The organism is Aerosticca soli, from assembly GCF_003967035.1.
Lineage (GTDB): Bacteria > Pseudomonadota > Gammaproteobacteria > Xanthomonadales > Rhodanobacteraceae > Aerosticca > Aerosticca soli.
Window position 1 is genome coordinate 1,060,542 of record NZ_AP018560.1, and the last position, 16,955, is coordinate 1,077,496.

General features: G+C 68.4%; 22 protein-coding genes. 14 read left to right on the plus strand and 8 right to left on the minus strand.

Annotated elements, in window-relative coordinates:
* Positions 1-75: 75 nt before the first annotated feature.
* The 3 genes from trpB to accD are packed head-to-tail and all read left to right on the plus strand — an operon-like array spanning position 76 to position 3,001.
* Complete coding sequence (gene trpB, locus ALSL_RS04880; protein ID WP_126536985.1) at positions 76-1,287, plus strand: tryptophan synthase subunit beta; 1,212 nt, start codon at positions 76-78, stop codon at positions 1,285-1,287.
* Positions 1,284-2,081 carry a tryptophan synthase subunit alpha gene (gene trpA, locus ALSL_RS04885; RefSeq protein ID WP_126536987.1) on the plus strand — a complete coding sequence of 266 codons (798 nt, stop codon included), beginning with the start codon at positions 1,284-1,286 and terminating at the stop codon, positions 2,079-2,081. The genes trpB and trpA overlap by 4 nt, the downstream gene beginning before the upstream one ends.
* Positions 2,082-2,125: 44 nt before the next feature.
* On the plus strand, positions 2,126-3,001 hold the full coding sequence (gene accD / locus ALSL_RS04890) for an acetyl-CoA carboxylase, carboxyltransferase subunit beta (protein ID WP_126536989.1): 876 nt from the start codon (positions 2,126-2,128) through the stop codon (positions 2,999-3,001).
* Between the two features lie 116 nt (positions 3,002-3,117).
* On the opposite strand, the gene ALSL_RS04895 is transcribed toward accD, so the two are convergent.
* Both ALSL_RS04895 and ALSL_RS04900 read right to left on the minus strand, forming a co-directional pair.
* Positions 3,118-3,675, minus strand: coding sequence for a phosphatase PAP2 family protein (locus tag ALSL_RS04895; RefSeq protein WP_126536991.1), 558 nt, complete (start codon positions 3,673-3,675; stop codon positions 3,118-3,120).
* Positions 3,647-4,804 carry a glycosyltransferase family 4 protein gene (locus tag ALSL_RS04900; protein WP_126536993.1) on the minus strand — a complete coding sequence of 386 codons (1,158 nt, stop codon included), beginning with the start codon at positions 4,802-4,804 and terminating at the stop codon, positions 3,647-3,649. The genes ALSL_RS04895 and ALSL_RS04900 overlap by 29 nt, the downstream gene beginning before the upstream one ends.
* 214 nt (positions 4,805-5,018) lie before the next feature.
* Here ALSL_RS04900 and ALSL_RS04905 point away from each other — a divergent pair, with 214 nt between their 5' ends.
* From ALSL_RS04905 to ALSL_RS04945, 9 genes are all read left to right on the plus strand, one after another.
* Positions 5,019-5,456 carry a DUF4399 domain-containing protein gene (locus ALSL_RS04905; RefSeq protein ID WP_126536995.1) on the plus strand — a complete coding sequence of 146 codons (438 nt, stop codon included), beginning with the start codon at positions 5,019-5,021 and terminating at the stop codon, positions 5,454-5,456.
* Positions 5,457-5,518: 62 nt separating this feature from the next.
* Positions 5,519-6,922 carry a glutamate--tRNA ligase gene (gltX, locus tag ALSL_RS04910; protein ID WP_126536997.1) on the plus strand — a complete coding sequence of 468 codons (1,404 nt, stop codon included), beginning with the start codon at positions 5,519-5,521 and terminating at the stop codon, positions 6,920-6,922.
* Between the two features lie 17 nt (positions 6,923-6,939).
* Positions 6,940-7,233 carry a hypothetical protein gene (locus ALSL_RS04915; protein WP_126536999.1) on the plus strand — a complete coding sequence of 98 codons (294 nt, stop codon included), beginning with the start codon at positions 6,940-6,942 and terminating at the stop codon, positions 7,231-7,233.
* 20 nt (positions 7,234-7,253) lie between these two features.
* Positions 7,254-7,730: a transcriptional repressor gene (locus ALSL_RS04920; protein ID WP_231700298.1), complete on the plus strand. Its 477-nt coding sequence runs from the start codon at positions 7,254-7,256 to the stop codon at positions 7,728-7,730.
* Positions 7,731-7,900: 170 nt separating this feature from the next.
* Positions 7,901-8,287, plus strand: a complete 387-nt coding sequence (locus ALSL_RS04925) for a MerC domain-containing protein (RefSeq protein ID WP_126540035.1) — start codon at positions 7,901-7,903, stop codon at positions 8,285-8,287.
* Between the two features lie 56 nt (positions 8,288-8,343).
* A complete protein-coding gene (locus ALSL_RS04930; protein WP_126537003.1) occupies positions 8,344-9,315 on the plus strand; it encodes a cation diffusion facilitator family transporter in 972 nt (323 codons plus the stop codon).
* A gap of 66 nt (positions 9,316-9,381) precedes the next feature.
* Positions 9,382-9,546, plus strand: coding sequence for a 30S ribosomal protein THX (locus ALSL_RS04935; RefSeq protein ID WP_126537004.1), 165 nt, complete (start codon positions 9,382-9,384; stop codon positions 9,544-9,546).
* A gap of 169 nt (positions 9,547-9,715) precedes the next feature.
* Positions 9,716-10,471, plus strand: coding sequence for a murein L,D-transpeptidase catalytic domain family protein (locus ALSL_RS04940; protein WP_126537006.1), 756 nt, complete (start codon positions 9,716-9,718; stop codon positions 10,469-10,471).
* A complete protein-coding gene (locus ALSL_RS04945; RefSeq protein WP_231700299.1) occupies positions 10,452-11,504 on the plus strand; it encodes a L,D-transpeptidase in 1,053 nt (350 codons plus the stop codon). Before ALSL_RS04940 ends, ALSL_RS04945 begins: the two co-directional genes overlap by 20 nt.
* A gap of 180 nt (positions 11,505-11,684) precedes the next feature.
* Here ALSL_RS04945 and ALSL_RS13930 read toward each other — a convergent pair whose 3' ends face one another.
* The 3 genes from ALSL_RS13930 to ALSL_RS04960 all read right to left on the minus strand — a co-directional run bounded on the left by ALSL_RS13930 (position 11,685) and on the right by ALSL_RS04960 (position 14,092).
* Positions 11,685-11,816 carry a helix-turn-helix domain-containing protein gene (locus tag ALSL_RS13930; RefSeq protein ID WP_126540037.1) on the minus strand — a complete coding sequence of 44 codons (132 nt, stop codon included), beginning with the start codon at positions 11,814-11,816 and terminating at the stop codon, positions 11,685-11,687.
* A 128-nt stretch (positions 11,817-11,944) separates the two neighbouring features.
* On the minus strand, positions 11,945-12,547 hold the full coding sequence (locus ALSL_RS04955; RefSeq protein WP_126537010.1) for a hypothetical protein: 603 nt from the start codon (positions 12,545-12,547) through the stop codon (positions 11,945-11,947).
* 192 nt (positions 12,548-12,739) lie between these two features.
* Positions 12,740-14,092, minus strand: a complete 1,353-nt coding sequence (locus tag ALSL_RS04960) for a cation:proton antiporter domain-containing protein (RefSeq protein ID WP_126537012.1) — start codon at positions 14,090-14,092, stop codon at positions 12,740-12,742.
* Positions 14,093-14,303: 211 nt separating this feature from the next.
* Here ALSL_RS04960 and ALSL_RS04965 point away from each other — a divergent pair, with 211 nt between their 5' ends.
* Positions 14,304-14,486 carry a hypothetical protein gene (locus ALSL_RS04965; RefSeq protein ID WP_126537014.1) on the plus strand — a complete coding sequence of 61 codons (183 nt, stop codon included), beginning with the start codon at positions 14,304-14,306 and terminating at the stop codon, positions 14,484-14,486.
* A 78-nt stretch (positions 14,487-14,564) separates the two neighbouring features.
* Here ALSL_RS04965 and ALSL_RS04970 read toward each other — a convergent pair whose 3' ends face one another.
* The 3 genes from ALSL_RS04970 to ALSL_RS04980 all read right to left on the minus strand — a co-directional run bounded on the left by ALSL_RS04970 (position 14,565) and on the right by ALSL_RS04980 (position 16,142).
* On the minus strand, positions 14,565-15,167 hold the full coding sequence (locus ALSL_RS04970; protein WP_161970933.1) for a DUF4142 domain-containing protein: 603 nt from the start codon (positions 15,165-15,167) through the stop codon (positions 14,565-14,567).
* 40 nt (positions 15,168-15,207) lie between these two features.
* Positions 15,208-15,447, minus strand: a complete 240-nt coding sequence (locus ALSL_RS04975) for a KGG domain-containing protein (protein WP_126537018.1) — start codon at positions 15,445-15,447, stop codon at positions 15,208-15,210.
* A gap of 176 nt (positions 15,448-15,623) precedes the next feature.
* A complete protein-coding gene (locus ALSL_RS04980; RefSeq protein WP_126540039.1) occupies positions 15,624-16,142 on the minus strand; it encodes a YciE/YciF ferroxidase family protein in 519 nt (172 codons plus the stop codon).
* Between the two features lie 268 nt (positions 16,143-16,410).
* Here ALSL_RS04980 and ALSL_RS04985 point away from each other — a divergent pair, with 268 nt between their 5' ends.
* The gene (locus ALSL_RS04985) at positions 16,411-16,935 is read left to right on the plus strand and encodes a hypothetical protein (protein ID WP_126537020.1); all 525 of its coding nucleotides are present in this window, start codon (positions 16,411-16,413) and stop codon (positions 16,933-16,935) included.
* The last annotated feature ends 20 nt before the right edge of the window (positions 16,936-16,955 follow it).

Sequence of the window (16,955 nt, forward strand, 5' to 3'; positions counted from 1 at the left end):
GCGCTAGATTGGCCCGCGGATGCCGGTCTTGCGGCCGGTTTCGACTTTTCGTAGCTTTTGGCACAGGACAAACGCATGTCTGCATCCCCGGATTTTTACCGCTGGCCCGACGCGCAGGGCCGCTTCGGTGATTACGGCGGCCAGTACGTCGCCGAGACGCTGATGGCGCCGCTGGCCGAGCTCACCGCCGCGTATCTGCGCCTGCGCGAGGATCCGGACTTCCTCGCCGAGCTCGACTACGACCTCAAGCACTACGTCGGCCGGCCGAGCCCGGTGTACTTCGCCGAGCGGCTGAGTCGCCAGGTCGGCGGCGCGCGCATCCTGCTCAAGCGTGAGGATCTCAACCACACCGGCGCGCACAAGATCAACAACACCGTCGGTCAGGCGTTGATCGCGCGGCACATGGGCAAGACGCGCATCATCGCCGAGACCGGCGCCGGCCAGCACGGCGTGGCCAGCGCCACGGTGGCGGCGCGGCTGGGCCTGGAATGCGTGGTCTACATGGGCGCCACCGACATCGAGCGGCAGAAGATCAACGTCTACCGCATGAAATTGCTCGGCGCCCAGGTGGTGCCGGTGACCTCCGGCTCGAAGACGCTCAAGGACGCGCTCAACGAGGCGATGCGCGACTGGGTCACCCACGTCGCCGACACCTTCTACATCATCGGCACCGTGGCCGGCCCGCATCCGTATCCGCTGATGGTGCGCGACTTCAACGCCATCGTCGGCCGCGAGGCGCGCGCGCAGGTGCTGGAGGAATACGGCCGCCTGCCCGACGCGATCACCGCCTGCGTGGGCGGCGGCTCCAACGCGATCGGCCTGTTCCACGCCTTCCTCAACGACGAGGGCGTGCGCATCGTCGGCGCCGAGGCGGCGGGCGAGGGCCTCGCCAGCGGCCATCATGCGGCCTCGCTCGCGGCGGGACGGCCCGGTGTGCTGCATGGCAATCGCACCTACGTGCTGTGCGACGACGATGGCCAGATCATCGAGACGCATTCGGTGTCGGCCGGACTGGACTATCCGGGCGTGGGCCCCGAGCACGCGTTCCTGAAGGATGCCGGCCGCGCCGAATACGTCGGCGTCACCGATGATGAAGCGCTCGCCGCCTTCCATCTGCTCGCCCGTACCGAGGGCATCCTGGCCGCGCTCGAATCCAGCCACGCGGTGGCGCAGGCGATCAAGCTGGCGCGCGAGTACCCGAAGGACGCGATCGTGCTGTGCAACCTCTCCGGCCGCGGCGACAAGGACGTGCACACCATCGCCGCGCGCGAAGGGGTGGAGGTATGAACCGCATCGACCGCCGCTTCGCCGCGCTCAAGGCCGCCGGCCGCACCGCGCTGATTCCCTTCGTCACCGCCGGCGATCCCGCGCCTGCGCACGTGGTGCCGCTCATGCATGCGCTGGTCGACGCCGGCGCCGATCTGATCGAGCTCGGCGTGCCGTTTTCCGATCCGATGGCCGACGGTCCGGTGATCCAGCACGCCAGCGAACGCGCGCTCGCCGCCGGCGTCGGTCTCGCCGACGTGCTCGCCTGGGTCGATGAGTTCCGGCGCCGCGACGCCGATACGCCGGTCGTGTTGATGGGTTATCTGAATCCCGTCGAGATCCATGGCTATGCGCGCTTCGCCGCCGAGGCCGTGGCCGCCGGCGTGGATGGCGTGCTGGTGGTCGACTGTCCGCTGGAAGAGGGCCGGGTACTCGAGCCGCTGCGCGCGGCGGGGCTGAAGCGCATCCTGCTCGCCGCGCCGACCACCGCGCCCGCGCGTCTGGCCCGCTTGTGCGAGGCGGCCGAGGGCTTCCTGTACTATGTCGCCTTTGCCGGTGTCACCGGCGCGGCACGGCTCAGCGTCGCCGACATTGCCACGCGCGTGGCCGAGGTGCGCACCCGGGCGAAGGCGCCGGTGGCGGTGGGTTTCGGCGTACGCGATGCGGCAAGCGCCAAGGCGATCGCCGCGTTCGCCGACGGCGTGGTGATCGGCAGCGCCCTGGTCGAGCGCTTGGCCGGTGCGCGGGATGCCCAGGACATCGCGGCGCGCGCGCACGGGTTCCTGGCGCCGATCCGCGCCGTGCTCGACGGCTGAAGGCCGGCTGCGTCTTTGTTTTGCGAATGTCGAGGTGAGGGCCGATGAACTGGCTGCAGAAAATCATGACGCCGCGGACCCGTCCGCCGGCCCACGCCGCCGCCAATCGCGGCAAGGTGCCCGAGGGCGTATGGGAAAAGTGCGCCGGCTGCGGCACCGTGCTCTATCGGCCCGAGCTCGAGCGCAACCTCATGGTCTGCCCCAAGTGCGCCCACCACCATCCGATCCGGGCCCGCACGCGCCTGCTGGCCTTGCTCGATGCGGGCAGCGCGCAGGAGCTGTGGGCCAGCCTGGAGCCGACCGACCCGCTCAAGTTCCGCGACAGCAAGAAGTACCGCGACCGCATCCAGGCGGCGCAGAAAGCCACCGGCGAGAAAGACGCCCTGATCGCCATGAGCGGCACGCTCAAGGGGCTGCCGCTGGTGACCACCGCGTTCGAGTTCGCCTACATGGGCGGCTCGATGGGCTCGGTGGTCGGCGAGAAGTTCGCCCGTGCGGCCGAGCTCGCGCTGGCCGACCGCAGCGCACTGGTCAATTTTTCCGCCACCGGCGGGGCACGCATGCAGGAAGCGCTGTTCTCGCTGATGCAGATGGCCAAGACCGCCGCCGCGCTGGCGCGCCTGCGTGAGGCGGGCGTGCCCTACATCAGCGTGATGACCAATCCGACCACCGGCGGCGTGTCGGCGAGCCTGGCCATGCTCGGCGACATCAACATCGGCGAACCCAAGGCGCTGATCGGTTTCGCCGGCACGCGCGTGATCGAGCAGACCGTGCGCGAAACCCTGCCGGAGGGCTTCCAGCGTTCGGAGTTCCTGCTCGAACACGGGGCGCTCGACCTCATCGTCGATCGCCGGCAGATGCGCGACAAGCTGGCCGCGCTGCTCGCCCTGCTCAAGAAGGCCCCGCGCGCGGCCGCCTGACCGCCGTTGTCCACAGGTGCCGTGGAAAGTTGCCGGGAAAGCCTGTGGAAAGGTGGCCTATCTCCTTGAATGCCAATGGGCCGCCGACGGCGTGCTTAGTTCCTGCGCAGGGCGGCTCAAGGACTGCCGGCCAACCATAGCGATCCGCCGCCGAGCACGGTCCCCAGCGCGATCGCCGCGAGCACGTCGCTCGGGTAATGCAGGCCCAGGATCACCCGTGAGGCGGCCACCAGCGCGGTGAAGGCCAGCAGCAGCGGGGCCAGCGCCGGGTACCACGCCAGCGCGACCACGGTGAAACCCACCGCCTGCAGCGTATGGCCGGAGGGAAAGCTGAATTCGTCCAGCGGCGGCAGATGGGCGATCACGCCGGGGCAGGCGCGGAAGGGCCGCGGCCGCCGCGTCTGTCGCTTGATCAGCCGATAGAGCAGGAGCGCGGCCAGCCCGGTCGCGGCCATGTGCAGCGCGGCGATGCGGCCGCGATGCCCGCCGCAGCCGGCCAGCGCCAGCATCAGCCCGTACCAGAAGATGCCGTCGCCGAGCCGGCTGATCAGTGCGAAGAAGGCACCGACGGTGGTGCGCGTACCCCAGCGGTTGGCGGCCAGACACAGCCGGCGATCGAGCCGTGCCGGCCGACCGAGGGCGGGTTCAGGCAGGGGCGATGGTGGCGGGGACATGCGGGTCTCCTTCGGCCAGCCTGCCAAGCAGGGCCTCGGCGTCGGCGATCACGGTGGCGGGCGACAGTGCGGCCGTGGCGGCATGCGCGGCGCGGCCCATGTGGCGGATCAATCCCGGATTGATGCTCAGTCGTGTCGCGGCCTCGATGAACCCGGCCTCGTCGCCCGGCTCGACCAGATGGCCGCTGTGGCCCTCGCGGACGTGCTCGCGCGCGGCGGCCTGGTTATGGGCGATCACCGGCAATCCGGCGGCCAGCGCCTCCAGGATCACGTTGCCGAAGGTCTCGCTCAGACTGGGGAAGACGAACAGGTCCGCGCTCGCATAGTGCCTGGCCAAGGCCTCGCCGCGCTGGACGCCGGCCAGGATGAGTTCCGGATGGTCGGCGGCGAGCCGTGCGCGGGCCGGGCCGTCGCCGACCAGGACGAAACGCAGCCGGGGGACGACCTGCCGCGCGGCTTCGAACGCGCGCACCGCCAGCGCCAGGTTCTTTTCCGGCGCCAGGCGGCCCACGTAGAGCCAGACCGGCGTGTGTCCATCCGCGCCCCAGTGCGCGCGCAGGGTCGCGTCGCGGCGCTGCGGGTGGAACAGGGTGGTATCCACCGCGCGGCGCAGGACGCATACGCGCGGCACGCCCAGTGCACGCAGCTCCTCGGCGAGCGCCTCGGTGGGCACCAGCGTGGCGTCGGCGCGCCGGTGAAAGCGGCGCAGACAGGCGCGCACCCAGGGCGCCAGCCAGCGCAGCCCGTAATGCGCCGCGTAGCTGTCGAAGCGGGTATGAAAACCGGTGGCCGCGGGGATGCCAAGCCGCCTGGCAGCGGTCAGCGCGGCATGGCCGAGCGGACCTTCGGTGGCGATGTACAGCACGTCCGGCCGCCAGCGTCGCCAGCGCCGGCACAGGGAGTGCGTGGCCGGCAGGCCGAGACGCAGTCCCGGATAACCGGGCAGCGGCAGGCCGGGCAGGGGAACGTCGAGCACGCCGGGATCGTCCGGCGCCGCCTGCCGCTGGCGGGGGCGAAGGATCTCGACGGTATGCCCGCGGCCGGCCAGTCCCGTGGCCAGCGCATGCACGGTGAGTGCAACGCCGTTGATTTCCGGCGGATAAGTCTCGCTGACGAGGGCGATGCGCATGGCGTACGCCTTGGGCTGGCCGTTGTGGCCCACTCTGCGCGGCGCCGATTGCCGACGCATGGCCGGCGCGTGACGCGGCGATGACGTCGAAGTGCGCCGCATCTGTCCACCGGGCGATGGTTTTTGCGTGCGCCTCTGCCGCAGCGCTCTCGTTCCTATCGACGGGCGGTTCTGCTATATCCGGTGTCGCTTGTCCCCAAGGAGCGCTACGACGATGAAACGACGACAGCTCGCCCTGGCCCTGCTCGGCCTCGCCATCGCCACCGGTGCCTGCGGGCAGACATCGCCGATCCCTGTCCAGCGGCCCGCACCGGGGACGGAGCTCTACATCATCTCGCCGCGCGATGGCGAGACCGTGCCGCGCACCTTCACCGTGCGCTTCGGCCTCAAGGGCATGGGCGTGGCGCCGGCGGGCGTGGTCAAGCCGGGCACCGGCCATCATCATCTGCTGGTCGATGTGGACACCCTGCCGCCGCCGGGACAGCCGATTCCCAAGGACGCGCAGCATCTGCACTTCGGCGGCGGGCAGACCGAGACCACGCTGACCCTGCCGCCTGGCACGCACACGCTGCAGCTGGAGCTGGCCGACGCCAACCACGTGCCGTTCGACCCGCCGGTGGTGTCGTCCAGGATCACCGTGCACGTGCAATGAAGGCGGTGGCTCGGGGCCGATCGCCGTAGAATGGGCGGTTCATCTCCGCCCAAGCCACGCCCATGACCGTCCGCACCCGCTTCGCCCCGAGTCCCACCGGCTACCTGCACATCGGCGGCGCCCGCACGGCGCTCTATTGCTGGCTGGAGGCGCGCCGGCAGGGTGGCCAGTTCGTGCTGCGGATCGAGGACACCGACCGCGAGCGGTCCACCGACGCGGCCGTGCGGGCCATCCTCGAAGCCATGGACTGGCTTGGGCTCGACGCCGACGAGGGCCCGATCTTCCAGACCGCACGCCGCGCCCGCTACCAGGAAGTCGCCGAGGCGCTGGTCAAGGCCGGCAAGGCCTACTACGCCTACGAGACCCGCGAGGAGATCGAGGCGATGCGGGCGGCGGCCATGGCGCGCGGGGAGAAGCCCCGCTACAACGGCTATTACCGGGACCGCAACGAACCCTGGCGCGACGATCCCAACCGGGTGATCCGCTTCAAGAATCCGCTCGAGGGCACGGTGGTGTTCGAGGATCGGATCAAGGGCCGGGTGGAATGGTCCAACGCCGAGCTCGACGACCTCGTGATCCTGCGCTCGGATGGCTGGCCCACCTACAACTTCGCGGTGGTGGTGGACGACATCGACATGCGCATCACCGAGGTGATCCGCGGCGACGACCACGTCAATAACACCCCGCGCCAGATCAACCTCTATCACGCCCTCGGCGCGCCGGTGCCGACCTTCGCGCATCTGCCGATGATCCTGGACAAGGACGGCAAGAAGCTCTCCAAGCGGACCGGTTCGGTGAGCGTGATGGAATACCGCGAGGCCGGCTATCTGCCGCACGCCTTGCTCAACTACCTGGTGCGGCTGGGCTGGTCGCACGGCGATCAGGAGATTTTCTCGCGCGAGGAGATGATTCGCCTGTTCGACATCGCCGACGTCAACAAGTCGGCCGCGCGTTTCGACATCGAAAAGCTCAACTGGCTCAACCAGCATTACCTCAAGACCGACGATCCGCGCAGCCTGGTGCCGGAGTTCGGCTGGCACCTGGCGCGGCTCGGCATCGATCCGGCGCAAGGCCCCGATCCGGCGGCGGTCATCGTGGCCTTGCGCGATCGCGTGCATACGCTCAAGGAAATGGCCGAGCGTGCGCGGGTCTGGTACGCGCCGATCCGCGAATGGGATGAAAACGCCGTCGCCAAGCATCTGCGTGGCGAGCAGGCGCTGGCGGTGCTCGATGCCGCCAAGAGCCGTCTGGCGTCCTGCCCCTGGACACCCGAGGCGATCGCGGCGGCAGTGGAGGAGATCGCTGCCGGGCTGGGGCTTGGCCTGGGCAAGGTGGCCCAGCCGTTGCGGGTGGCGATGACCGGCACCCAGGTGTCGCCGTCGATCGAGCAGACCATCTACCTCACCGGCCGCGAGGAGGCGTTGCGTCGGATCGACGAGGCGCGGCGCCGCGCACAGCCGGCGTAAGGCATGGCGGCACCGGCATGGACGAGCTCCTCGCCCGGTTGACGCAGGGCATCGATACGCAAGCGCCGGATGCGTTCTGGAAGATCTTCTTCCGCTTGTGGTCGCTGGTGCCGTGGACGGCACTCACCATGCTCGGCGCGATCTCGGTGGCCGTCGGCGCGCTGCTGGGACGGTGGCGCGGACGGACGGCGGAGGGCGTGCTCTGGGCGCTCGCGCTTGGCCCCTTGGGCTGGTTCGTCGTGCTGCTGCGACCCAAGGCCGCGCAGCCGCCACCCCTGCCCGCGGCCGGTCGCCACGAGGGGCATGTATGATGGCCATGGAGGTGGCATGCATGACCCCGTCCCACGCCAAGCCGCCGGCGCATCACCGGCATCATGCCGATCCGGCCGGCTATGTCGCCGCGGTCGCCCGCGCCAGCCAGGCGCGCGGACTCAGGCTGACCCCGTTGCGCCGCGAGGTGCTGGAACTGATCGCCGCCGCCGGCCGTCCGGTCAAGGCCTACGATCTGCTCGAGCGCCTGCGTGAGCACCACGACAATGCCGCGCCGCCCACGGTCTACCGGGCGCTCGATTTTCTGCTCGAGCACGGCTTCATCCACAAGCTCGAATCGATCAACGCCTACGTCGCCTGCCATCATCCGGAGCAGGCGCACCAGGTGCCATTCCTGATCTGCGACCGTTGCGCCAGCGCCGAGGAAGTGTGCGACGCCCGCGTCGCCGAGCTGATCGAGGCGCAGGCTGAGGCGCTCGGTTTCCGGCCGCTGGCGCAGACCTTGGAAGTGCACGGCCTGTGCAAGCGTTGCCGCTGACGAGGCCTGGCTGAAAATTGGTTCTTCCCCTCAGTTGGGAGAAGAACCTGAAACGCGCCGTCTCGAGGCTTGCAAAGCCGGTTCGCGGCCGCATTGTGTTACTTTATAGCAATAACCCCTTCGGGATGCGGCGCGTGGAACGGTCCGACGACAAGAGTCGCGCATGGTGGATGGCCGATCGGCTGGGTGCGCTGGCCTCGTTCCTGTGCGCCATCCACTGCGCACTGCTGCCCTTCGTGCTCGCCTTGCTGCCCCTGTTCGGGCTCGGGTTTCTGGCCGACCACCGCTTCGAGCGCGGCTTCGTCGTCTTCGCCTGCCTGCTGGCCCTGCTCAGCCTGGGCCATGGCTATCGCCGGCATCACCGGCCCCGCCCGCTGCTGCTCGCGCTGCCCGGCCTGGCGCTTCTGCTGCTCGGCGTCACCCTGGCGGAAGGATCGATCGCGGTGCACAGCACCCTGGTCACCTGTGGCGGACTCCTGGTCGCCTGCGGGCATTGGGTCAACCTGCGCACCGACCGCGCCTACGCGCACGTGCATGGCCGCTACTGCGTGCACTGATGCCTGGCGCGTCCTCGCGATTGTGTAGCAGCGCCGACGCCGCCTAGCATGCAGCGATGAGTTCCCATCACGCCTCGCACGCGCACCATCGGCATGCGTCCACTTCTATGGACGAGGCCAGGCATCGACCGCACGCGGGATCGCGGCGGCCCGGCCGGCTCCTGGCCGCGCTGGCCCTGACGGCGGCGATGACCGTGTTCGAGGTGATCGGCGGCTGGTGGTCGGGATCGCTTGCGCTGCTGGCCGATGCCGGACACATGCTGGTCGACACCCTGGGCCTGCTGCTGGCGGTGGTGGGGGCATGGCTGGCCGCGCGTCCGGCCGATGCGCGCCGCAGCTACGGCTACGGCCGGCTGGAGGTTCTGGCCGGCTTCGTCAACGCGTTGCTGCAGTTCGTCCTGGTCGGCTTCATCGTCTGGGAGGCGATCGGCCGGCTGCTGCATCTGGATGCGGTGCGCATCCTGTCCGGCCCCATGCTGCTGGTGGCGCTGGCGGGGCTGGCGGTCAACCTGCTGGTGTTGCGCATCCTGCATGGACACGCGCATGACGATGTCAATACCGGCGCGGCCGCCCTGCACGTGCTCGGCGATCTTTTGGGTTCCATCGCCGCCGTGCTGGCAGCGCTGGCGGTGCGCTGGGGCGGCTGGACCTTCGCCGACCCGGTCCTGTCGCTGCTGGTCGCCTTGCTGATCCTGGGCAGTGCCTGGCGACTGCTGCGCCGGGCCTCGCACATCCTGCTCGAAGGCGTGCCCGAAGGGCTCGACACCACCGAGCTGGCCAGCGCGCTGCACGAGGCCGATGCCGCCATCCGCGATGTCCATCACGTCCACGTGTGGCAGCTCGCCTCCGGGGCGCGCATCGCCACCTTGCACGTGCGCCTGGCCGGTGAGGAAGGCCGGTCCCGGGCGCTGTCCGAAGTGCATCGCATGCTGCGCGACCGTTTCGGTATTCGCCACGCGACGGTGCAGGTCGACGATCCGCATTGCCCCGACGACCTGCCCGGCCATGACCCGCATCGGCAGGGATGATGCTTGCGCTTTCGGCGTCCACTGCTACGATGGCAGACCGTCCAAACTTGCTAGAAGGGAGTATCCATGGGCAAGGGTGACCGCAAGACCCTGCGCGGCAAGATCTTTCGCGGCAGCTACGGCAATTGTCGCCCGCACCATCCGGTACGTCCGGCGGTGGCCGGCAGCAAGCCGGTCGTGACCAAGCCGGCCGTGGCCAAGAAGGCAGCGCCGCGCCGCAAATCCGCCTGACCGCAGATGCCTGCATGCCTTGCCGAGGGCCCGCTTGCGGGCCTTCGCGCTTTCGGGGAAGGGCCGATCGGCGGGTGCCGCCGCGGCCGGCGGGCGGCCAAGCCGCACTTGCATGGTCCGACTTGGCCCGCTAGAAGAGACGCAGGCTTTTCCAGGGCGGCCCTCACGCATGCATGGTAGAACCCTGATCCTCAAGACGCTTGCGCTGCTGTCCGGTCTCGGCTCCGTCGGCGCGTGTCTGGCGACCGGCGCGCCGGCCCACGAAGCCCCGCCCGTGGCAGATGCTGCGCCGACGCAGTTTGTCCGTCAGGCGCCGTTGGCCGATCCTCGGGTGATCGAACTCGCGCTCGCCGCGGTACGTTGCGCGCAGTCCTCCGGCGTGGGACTCAAGGCGCAGCGGCTGGCGGTCATCGACTATTCGCGATCGTCGCGAGAGCCCCGGCTCTGGGTCTTCGAGCTCGCCACCGGGCGGCTGCTCTATCAGGAGGTCGTCGCCCACGGTCAAGGCTCCGGCGAGGACGTGCCCACGCGGTTTTCCAATGCCGGCAACAGCCATGCCTCGAGCCTGGGCCTGTTCGTGACCGGGGACCCTTACATCGGGCACAACGGTTATTCGTTGCGCCTGCTGGGCCTGGATCCGGGCTTCAACGACGCGGCGCTCGCCCGCGCGATCGTCATCCACGGCGCGGCGTATGTCGATCCGGAGGCGGCCCGGCGCCGCGGCCGGCTCGGTCGCAGCTGGGGCTGTCCTGCGCTGCGCAGTGCGGTCGCACGGCCGATCATCGACGTGCTCAAGAGCGGGCAGTTCGTCTTTTCCTATTATCCGGACCAGCAATGGTTGACCCGTTCGGCGATGCTCAAGTGCGAGGCCGCGCGGCGTCTGGCCGGGCGCGGCGATGCGCGGCGTGGCGACGGATCGACCTAAACCCCGGCTGGCGGCCGGCTGGGTCTGGCTGGGCTGGCTGCTCGTCGTTGGCCTGGCCGTGGCTGCCGGCGTGCCGGAATGGGGCGCACGCAAGTCCAGTCCGCTCGATACGCCGCCCGACAAGCTCAAGCCGGGCGAATGGATCTGGTTCGACAGCCCCATCCAAGGGCCGCTGGCGGTCATCGTCAGCCTCACCGAACAGCGCGCCTACGTCTACCGCAACGGCGTGCTGATCGCGGTGAGCACGATCAGCAGCGGCCGGCCGGGCTACGAGACGCCGACCGGCGTCTTCACCATCCTGCAGAAAGACCGCAACCACCGCTCGAACAAGTACCAGGATGCGCCCATGCCTTACCAGCAGCGGCTGACCTGGGATGGCATCGCGCTGCACGCGGGCGGCTTGCCGGGCTATCCGGAATCGCACGGCTGCGTGCATCTGCCCACCGAGTTCGCGCGTCGCCTGTTCGGCATCACCGAGCTCGGCATGACGGTGGTGGTCTCGCGCGCAGGCAGCGCGCCGGTGAGCGTGGTGCACCCGCGCGCGATCAGCCCGATCGACCCGCAAAGCGGCAGCGTGCGCGAGGCCCCGCCGCTCGCGCAGGACGAGTCCTTCCGCTGGCACCCGGAGGATGCGCCCGACGGGCCGGTGTCGCTGGTGATGAGCCTGGCCGATCGCAGCCTGGTGGTCTATCGCAACGGCGTCGAGATCGGCCAGTCGCGCATCGTGGTGAATCGTCCACAGCCCGGCACGCATGCCTACATCGTGACGCAAGACGATGAACAGACGACGTCGCCCGGTGAGCATCGGCCGCGCTGGATCACCATCGGCATGCCCGGTTCCGCCGAAGGAGCGGGACAGGCGGTGCCGACGGACATGCAGGGCGCGGTCACCGTCCCGGAGGCCTTCCTGGATCTGCTGCGCCCGCTGTTGAAGCCTGGCGTGGTGCTGTTGGTCACGGACGCGCCGATCCTCCCCGGCAGCAGCGGCACGCCCGTCGAGGTATTGGACGCCGAGCCGCCGCCTTCGCCGTGATGGCCGGCGCTGCCAAGCCGGCATGGGCGGGACAGGGGGGACTCAACTTGCGCGCGGGCCTCGGCGAGAGGCTGCAGCAACCCAGCCGACGCATCGTTGCGGCAAGCCGTGCGGGGCGGCTTTGCTGAGCACAGCGGCGTCGGCGTGTCTTGCCGGTGAGCCTCAACCGGGCTGTCGCGCCTATTGCTGGTAGCGTACGAGCTTGTTGTAAATGGTCTTGACGCTGACGCCCAGCATGCGGGCGGCCCGGGTCTTGTCGTTGCCGCAGCGCTCGAGCGCCTGTTCGATCGCTTCGCGCTCCAGCTCTGCCAGGGTCTGACCCCGCCCTCGTCGATTTTTCCATCGTACACGGCGTGTCGTTCGGCATCCTCATGACGGCCTTGGTGCTGAGCGTGGCCGTCATTGCCGTGACGAGGGAAAGGGCATTTGCCGGGCGCGTTTCAGGAGATCTCCTGGTCGGTGACCAGCGGCGGCAGGCTGCCATCGCGTAGCAGTTGCAGGGAAAGCGCCTCGTAACGCTGCTGCATGATCACGCGGTGCGCATGCTGCTGGTCGCGGATCCGCTCGACATGTGGCTGCACCAGCACCATCTCGGCGTCCTTGACCAGCGCCAGCAGCAGTCCCCAGGCAGCCTCGTCGATGAGCTCCACGGTCACCAGCGCGTGCAGCGAAGGCAGCAGGCCGACGCCGGGATCGGCAATGACTTCGGTGATGGCCTGGACCTGGCGCTGCGAGGCCTCGATGTGTTCGTCGACGCGCGCCGGCTCGGTCATCTCATCCAGGCCCAGCGCCTCCATGACCTGATGCAGCAAATGGGCGTGTTCGGCTTCCTGGCCGCGGAACCGCTCCAGGGTGGCGAGTTCGAACAAATCGACTGCCGGTTCGGGATGGCGTCGGCATTTCTCCAGGAAGGTGCGGTAGGCCTCGATGATGGCGTGCTCGCAGGTCAGGCGAGCGGCAAAAAAGTCGGCCAGGCGCGCCTGGCTGGCGGCTCCGGGCGGGGTCGGGTTGTCCGGCGTCGTGGTTTCGATGTGCTCGTTCATGGCAGGAGTCTGCACAAGGGATTTTCATCTATCGTGCGCACCGGCATGTGCAGGCGCCGTCATGTCCCTGCAGCCGTCCGCGAACCCGGGGCATGGCATCGGCGAAGCAGAGGAGTGCCCCAAGCCATCCAGCGACGCGCATGGGGCCGCCGGAAGCTCGCGTCATGACCCAATTGATCTTTGGGGTCGCTTTCACGATGAGCCTTGGCGACGGTCCTGGACCGCCTGGCGCCAGGCCAGCAGGGGCTGTGCGCTGGCGCCGTGCACCAGGACGCTCAAGACCACCACCGTAACCACCAGATCCGCCAGACGATGAATCTCGACCGTGCTGACGCCCCGCACGGCGGCGTAACCCAGGTAATTGAGGCCGCCGATGCCGCGGATGCCCAGCCAGCCGAGCAGCAGACGGTGGGCATGACCGGCTCCGGAGTGCGCGGTGGCGAGCCACACCGAGAGTGGCCTGACGACGACGAACAGCAGCAGCGCGAGCAAAGCTCCCGTCGGGCTCCAGAAGGTGGCGAAGGCCACGCCGAGCGCGAGCGTGAGCCCGGCGGCGATGAGCCTTTCCAGGGTGTCGCCGAAGGAAAGGGCGTCGGAAACCATCAGTCCGATCGAAGCCGCCGGTTCTGCCGGCTTGACATGGTCGCGCAGGTTGGGATTCACGAGGACTTCTGCCGGCGGATGACTGGAAAGTTCGTCCAGTTCGTCACGCACCGCCGGGTTGGGGTGGCGGGACACCACGGTGCGTTCGGTATGGCGAAGGCCAAGGCCGGCGGCGAAGGCGGCGAAGAAGATGGAGGCATGCAGCGCCTCGGCGCTAGCCCAGGTCAGGGCGAGCAGCGCGAGGGCGAGCAGGTCGCTCGGCGCGGTGTCTCCGCTCATCGCCTTGAGTCGCGTGGCCAGCGAGCCGATCGCGTAGGCCAAGCCGAAACCGATCAGCAGGCCGGCCGGCAGTGCCCACAGCACGTCCACCAGCAACCAGTGCCGCCAGTCCGCCGGCGCCGTGGACGGTACCAGCCAGAGCAGCGCCAGCGACAGGGCCGGCATCGCCGCGCCGTCGTTGAGCCCAGCCTCGCCGGACAGTGCGACCCGCAGGGCATCGTGGTCGCGGGCGTCATCGACGGAAACCAGGCTCGCCAGTACCGGATCGGTCGGTGCCACGGCGGCAGCGAACGCCAATGCCAACGGCCAGGCGAGCCCGGCCAGGGCATGGGCGGCCAGGGCGCCGCCGGCAATCGTGAGCACCATGGCCGGGAAGGCCAGCCGCAAGGCCATGCGCCAACGAGGGTCGCGCCAAGAAAGGCGCAGCTTGAGACCGCCCAGAAACAAGGACACCAGCAGTGCCACCCGAGTGGCCTGCTCCATCAGCGTCATGTGCTCGAGCCAGTGCACCTGTGCCACCTTGAGGCCCCACGGACCGATGGCCATGCCCGCGACCACATAAAGCGCGAAGGGGGTGACGGGTGTGTGCCGCAGCCAGCCGGAGGCCAGCGAAGTGGCGAGCAGCAGACCGCCGACCAGAAACAGCCAATAGGCAAGCGGCATCTTCTCGGCCGTCCCCGATCCGGTCAGCCGCAAATTCCAGGATGAAATCAATGCCGGCCGCATTCTGCTGGTACTGGACAGTGACAAGGAAACCCTGGCGCGGGTCGAGCCCGCGCTCGAACGGCTCGGCCTCGAACGGCTGCCTTTCGAAAGCAAGACCGTGATGACGATGTCGCATTGACGAATGCCACCCATAAGGAGACAGACGCCCATGACCACGCACGACCGAAAAGACCTGCGCCATCCCCAGCAGCCGGGCGCCGCCGGCGAAACGCCTGCCGAGCGCCAGCAGCGCAAGGCCAAGGAAAACCAGAACCAGGACCAATCGCTCGAGGAAACCTTTCCCGCCAGCGATCCGGTGTCTCCCTTCATCCCCGCCAAGCCCCGCGATTGAGCGGCGATGGCATATATCGATGCCCAATGAAAAGCCCCGGACAACCGGGGCTTTTCGTTGTGGGGTTGATTGCGGCGATCATTGTTCGCTGGAGGAGGACGCGGCCGCGGTGCCGCTGCCACCCTTGAGGCTTTTGCTGACCTGCTCGGCCATCGAAAGATGGTGCTCGAGGACCGGCAGGGTTTTTTCGGCGAACTGGCGGATGTCCTGGTCCTGGCTTTGCGTGGCGCGTTTGAACAGGGCCACGTCCTTGCGATGGTCCTTGACCATCGCGGCCATGTAGGCCTTGTCGTAGGCATCGCCCTTGAGCGATGAAAGCTTGCTGGCGAGCGCCTTGGAGGAAGCATCCGGCTCGCTCGGCACGGTGATCTTCTTGTTGGCAGCGAGCTCGGTCAACTCGCGGTTGGCCTTGCTGTGGTCATCGACCATCTGCTGCGCGAACTGCTTGACCGCCGGGGACTGGGCCTGCTGCAGCGCCTGCTGGCCGAGCTCCACTTCGGCGATGCCACCTGCGGCCGCCTTGTGCAGAAACCGCGTGTCCTGCTTGTTCTGGCCGGTTGAGGCCGCGTCGGTAGCGGCGCCTGCTGCGGCGCTGGAACCTGGTTCCTGCGACTGGGCCAGCAGCCAAGGGCTGCTCAACCCCAGTGCGAGGCCGAGTGACAATACGAGTGTCTTTTTCATGAGGGACTCCTGCGAATTTTTGAAGGGATGGGCATGGCGTTCATTCGTCGCGTGCGGCATGGCCGCGGCCGCGGCGCGCGATGGCGGCCATGTGTGCGCGGTCCTGACTTACCGCCTGTCCGCCCTTGCGGCCCGCGGCGCGGGCCTCTTCGGCGGTGAAGCGGTGGGCGCGGCCCCCGGCTTGGGCGGCCTGCCCGCCGCGGCTCGAGATTTCCCGACGTCGCTGGGGATCGAGTGCAGCAAAACCCCGCGGTCGGGAAGCATGCACGTGGATACGCATGGGCATGGCTTCCTTCTGTCCGATGAAACGCTGTGCTGCGCAGCAGGGCCGGCATCAAGGCTGGACCGAACGCATTGCGCTTGTTCCCGGGCCTGCCTTTGCGGCGGCGGCATGGGCGGCCGCCTCCGCAAAAGTTTTTTTCGGTCCGACCGTGCGACGCAGTGCCTGTCGATGTGTCAGGCGCGCTTGCGTTCGACCGACGTGGCGGCGGCTTCCTGGTTCTTGCCGCTTTCGGCGAACTTGGTGAGCTTCTCGTCGGTGGCCTTTTCTTCCTTCAGGGTTTCCTGGAACAGTGGAATGGCTTCCTTGTAGCCGAGCAGCTTAGCCAGCGCGCACAGGGTGCCGTAGGAGGCGATCTCGTAATGTTCGACCTTCTGCGCCCCACCGATCAGCGCCGCATCGCGCAGTGCGCCTTCGGGAATGCTGTCGATGATTTCGCGGCTTTCCTCGATCAGGCCTTCCATCGCCGCGCACTTGATCCGCTTCAGCCGCAGATCCAGCTTTTCGACGACGCGATCGATACGCTCGATCTGGCCCTGGGTTTCCTCCGCGTGCGTTTCGAAGGCGCGCGACAGTTCCGGATCCTGGGCGGCGCGGGCAAGCCGGGGCAGGGCGCGCGCCAGTTGCTTCTCGGCACTATAGATATCCGACAGCTCGTGGATGAAAAGATCTTCGATGGATTTGATGGCGGACATGCCAGTGTCTCCTTGGAGTTCGTTGGAGGTGCTGGCCACGTTAGAACCCGGCAGGTGAGGACCAGGCGTTGCAGGGCTCTTTTTTCTGTGGATGAGCCCGTTCGGATGGCTGGCGTAAAGATTCGCGAAGAGCCCGTGGAGGAATTCCTGGACACTCGGGCTTAAGGCATCGAAAGACCGATGCGGCATCGGCAGCCACATGGACCGCGGCGTCGCCGTACAGGCAGAATCGGCAAGGCATCCCTGCCCATCCCACGCGAGGTTTCCCATGGCATCGTCCTTGATCACCCGGCTGCAGCAGGTGCTGCTGCTCGTCGCCCTGGCTGTTTTGCCGCTGAGTCTCAAGGCCCAGGCGGCGCCCGGACTGCCCGAGGCGGACAAGCAGGCCATCCAGCAGTACACGCTCACCGAGGATGTCTTCAATCGACTCGTCGCGGCCACCAAGGAAGCGCAGGCCGCCGGCATCCATCCGCAACAGGCGGGTGATCCCTCGCAGATCCATTCGCTCGACGATCTGGCCAGGCAGGCCATGAGCAGCGACCCGCGCATCCCGGCACTGATCGCCAAGCACGGCTTCACCCCGCGCGAATTCCTGCTCGCCAACATCGCGCTGATGAATGCCGGCCTGGTGGTGCAGGCCAAGAGCCAGCCCGAGTTGGCGAAGATGATCGACCAGAGCAAGGTCAATGCGGCCAACGTCGCCTTCTACGAGGCCCATCAGGCGCAGATCGAGGCGCTGCTGCGTGCCGGTGCGGCCAATGGCGGACCCGAGGCGGGCAACGGCGGCCAGTGATGGCGGAGCGCGAGCCGCGC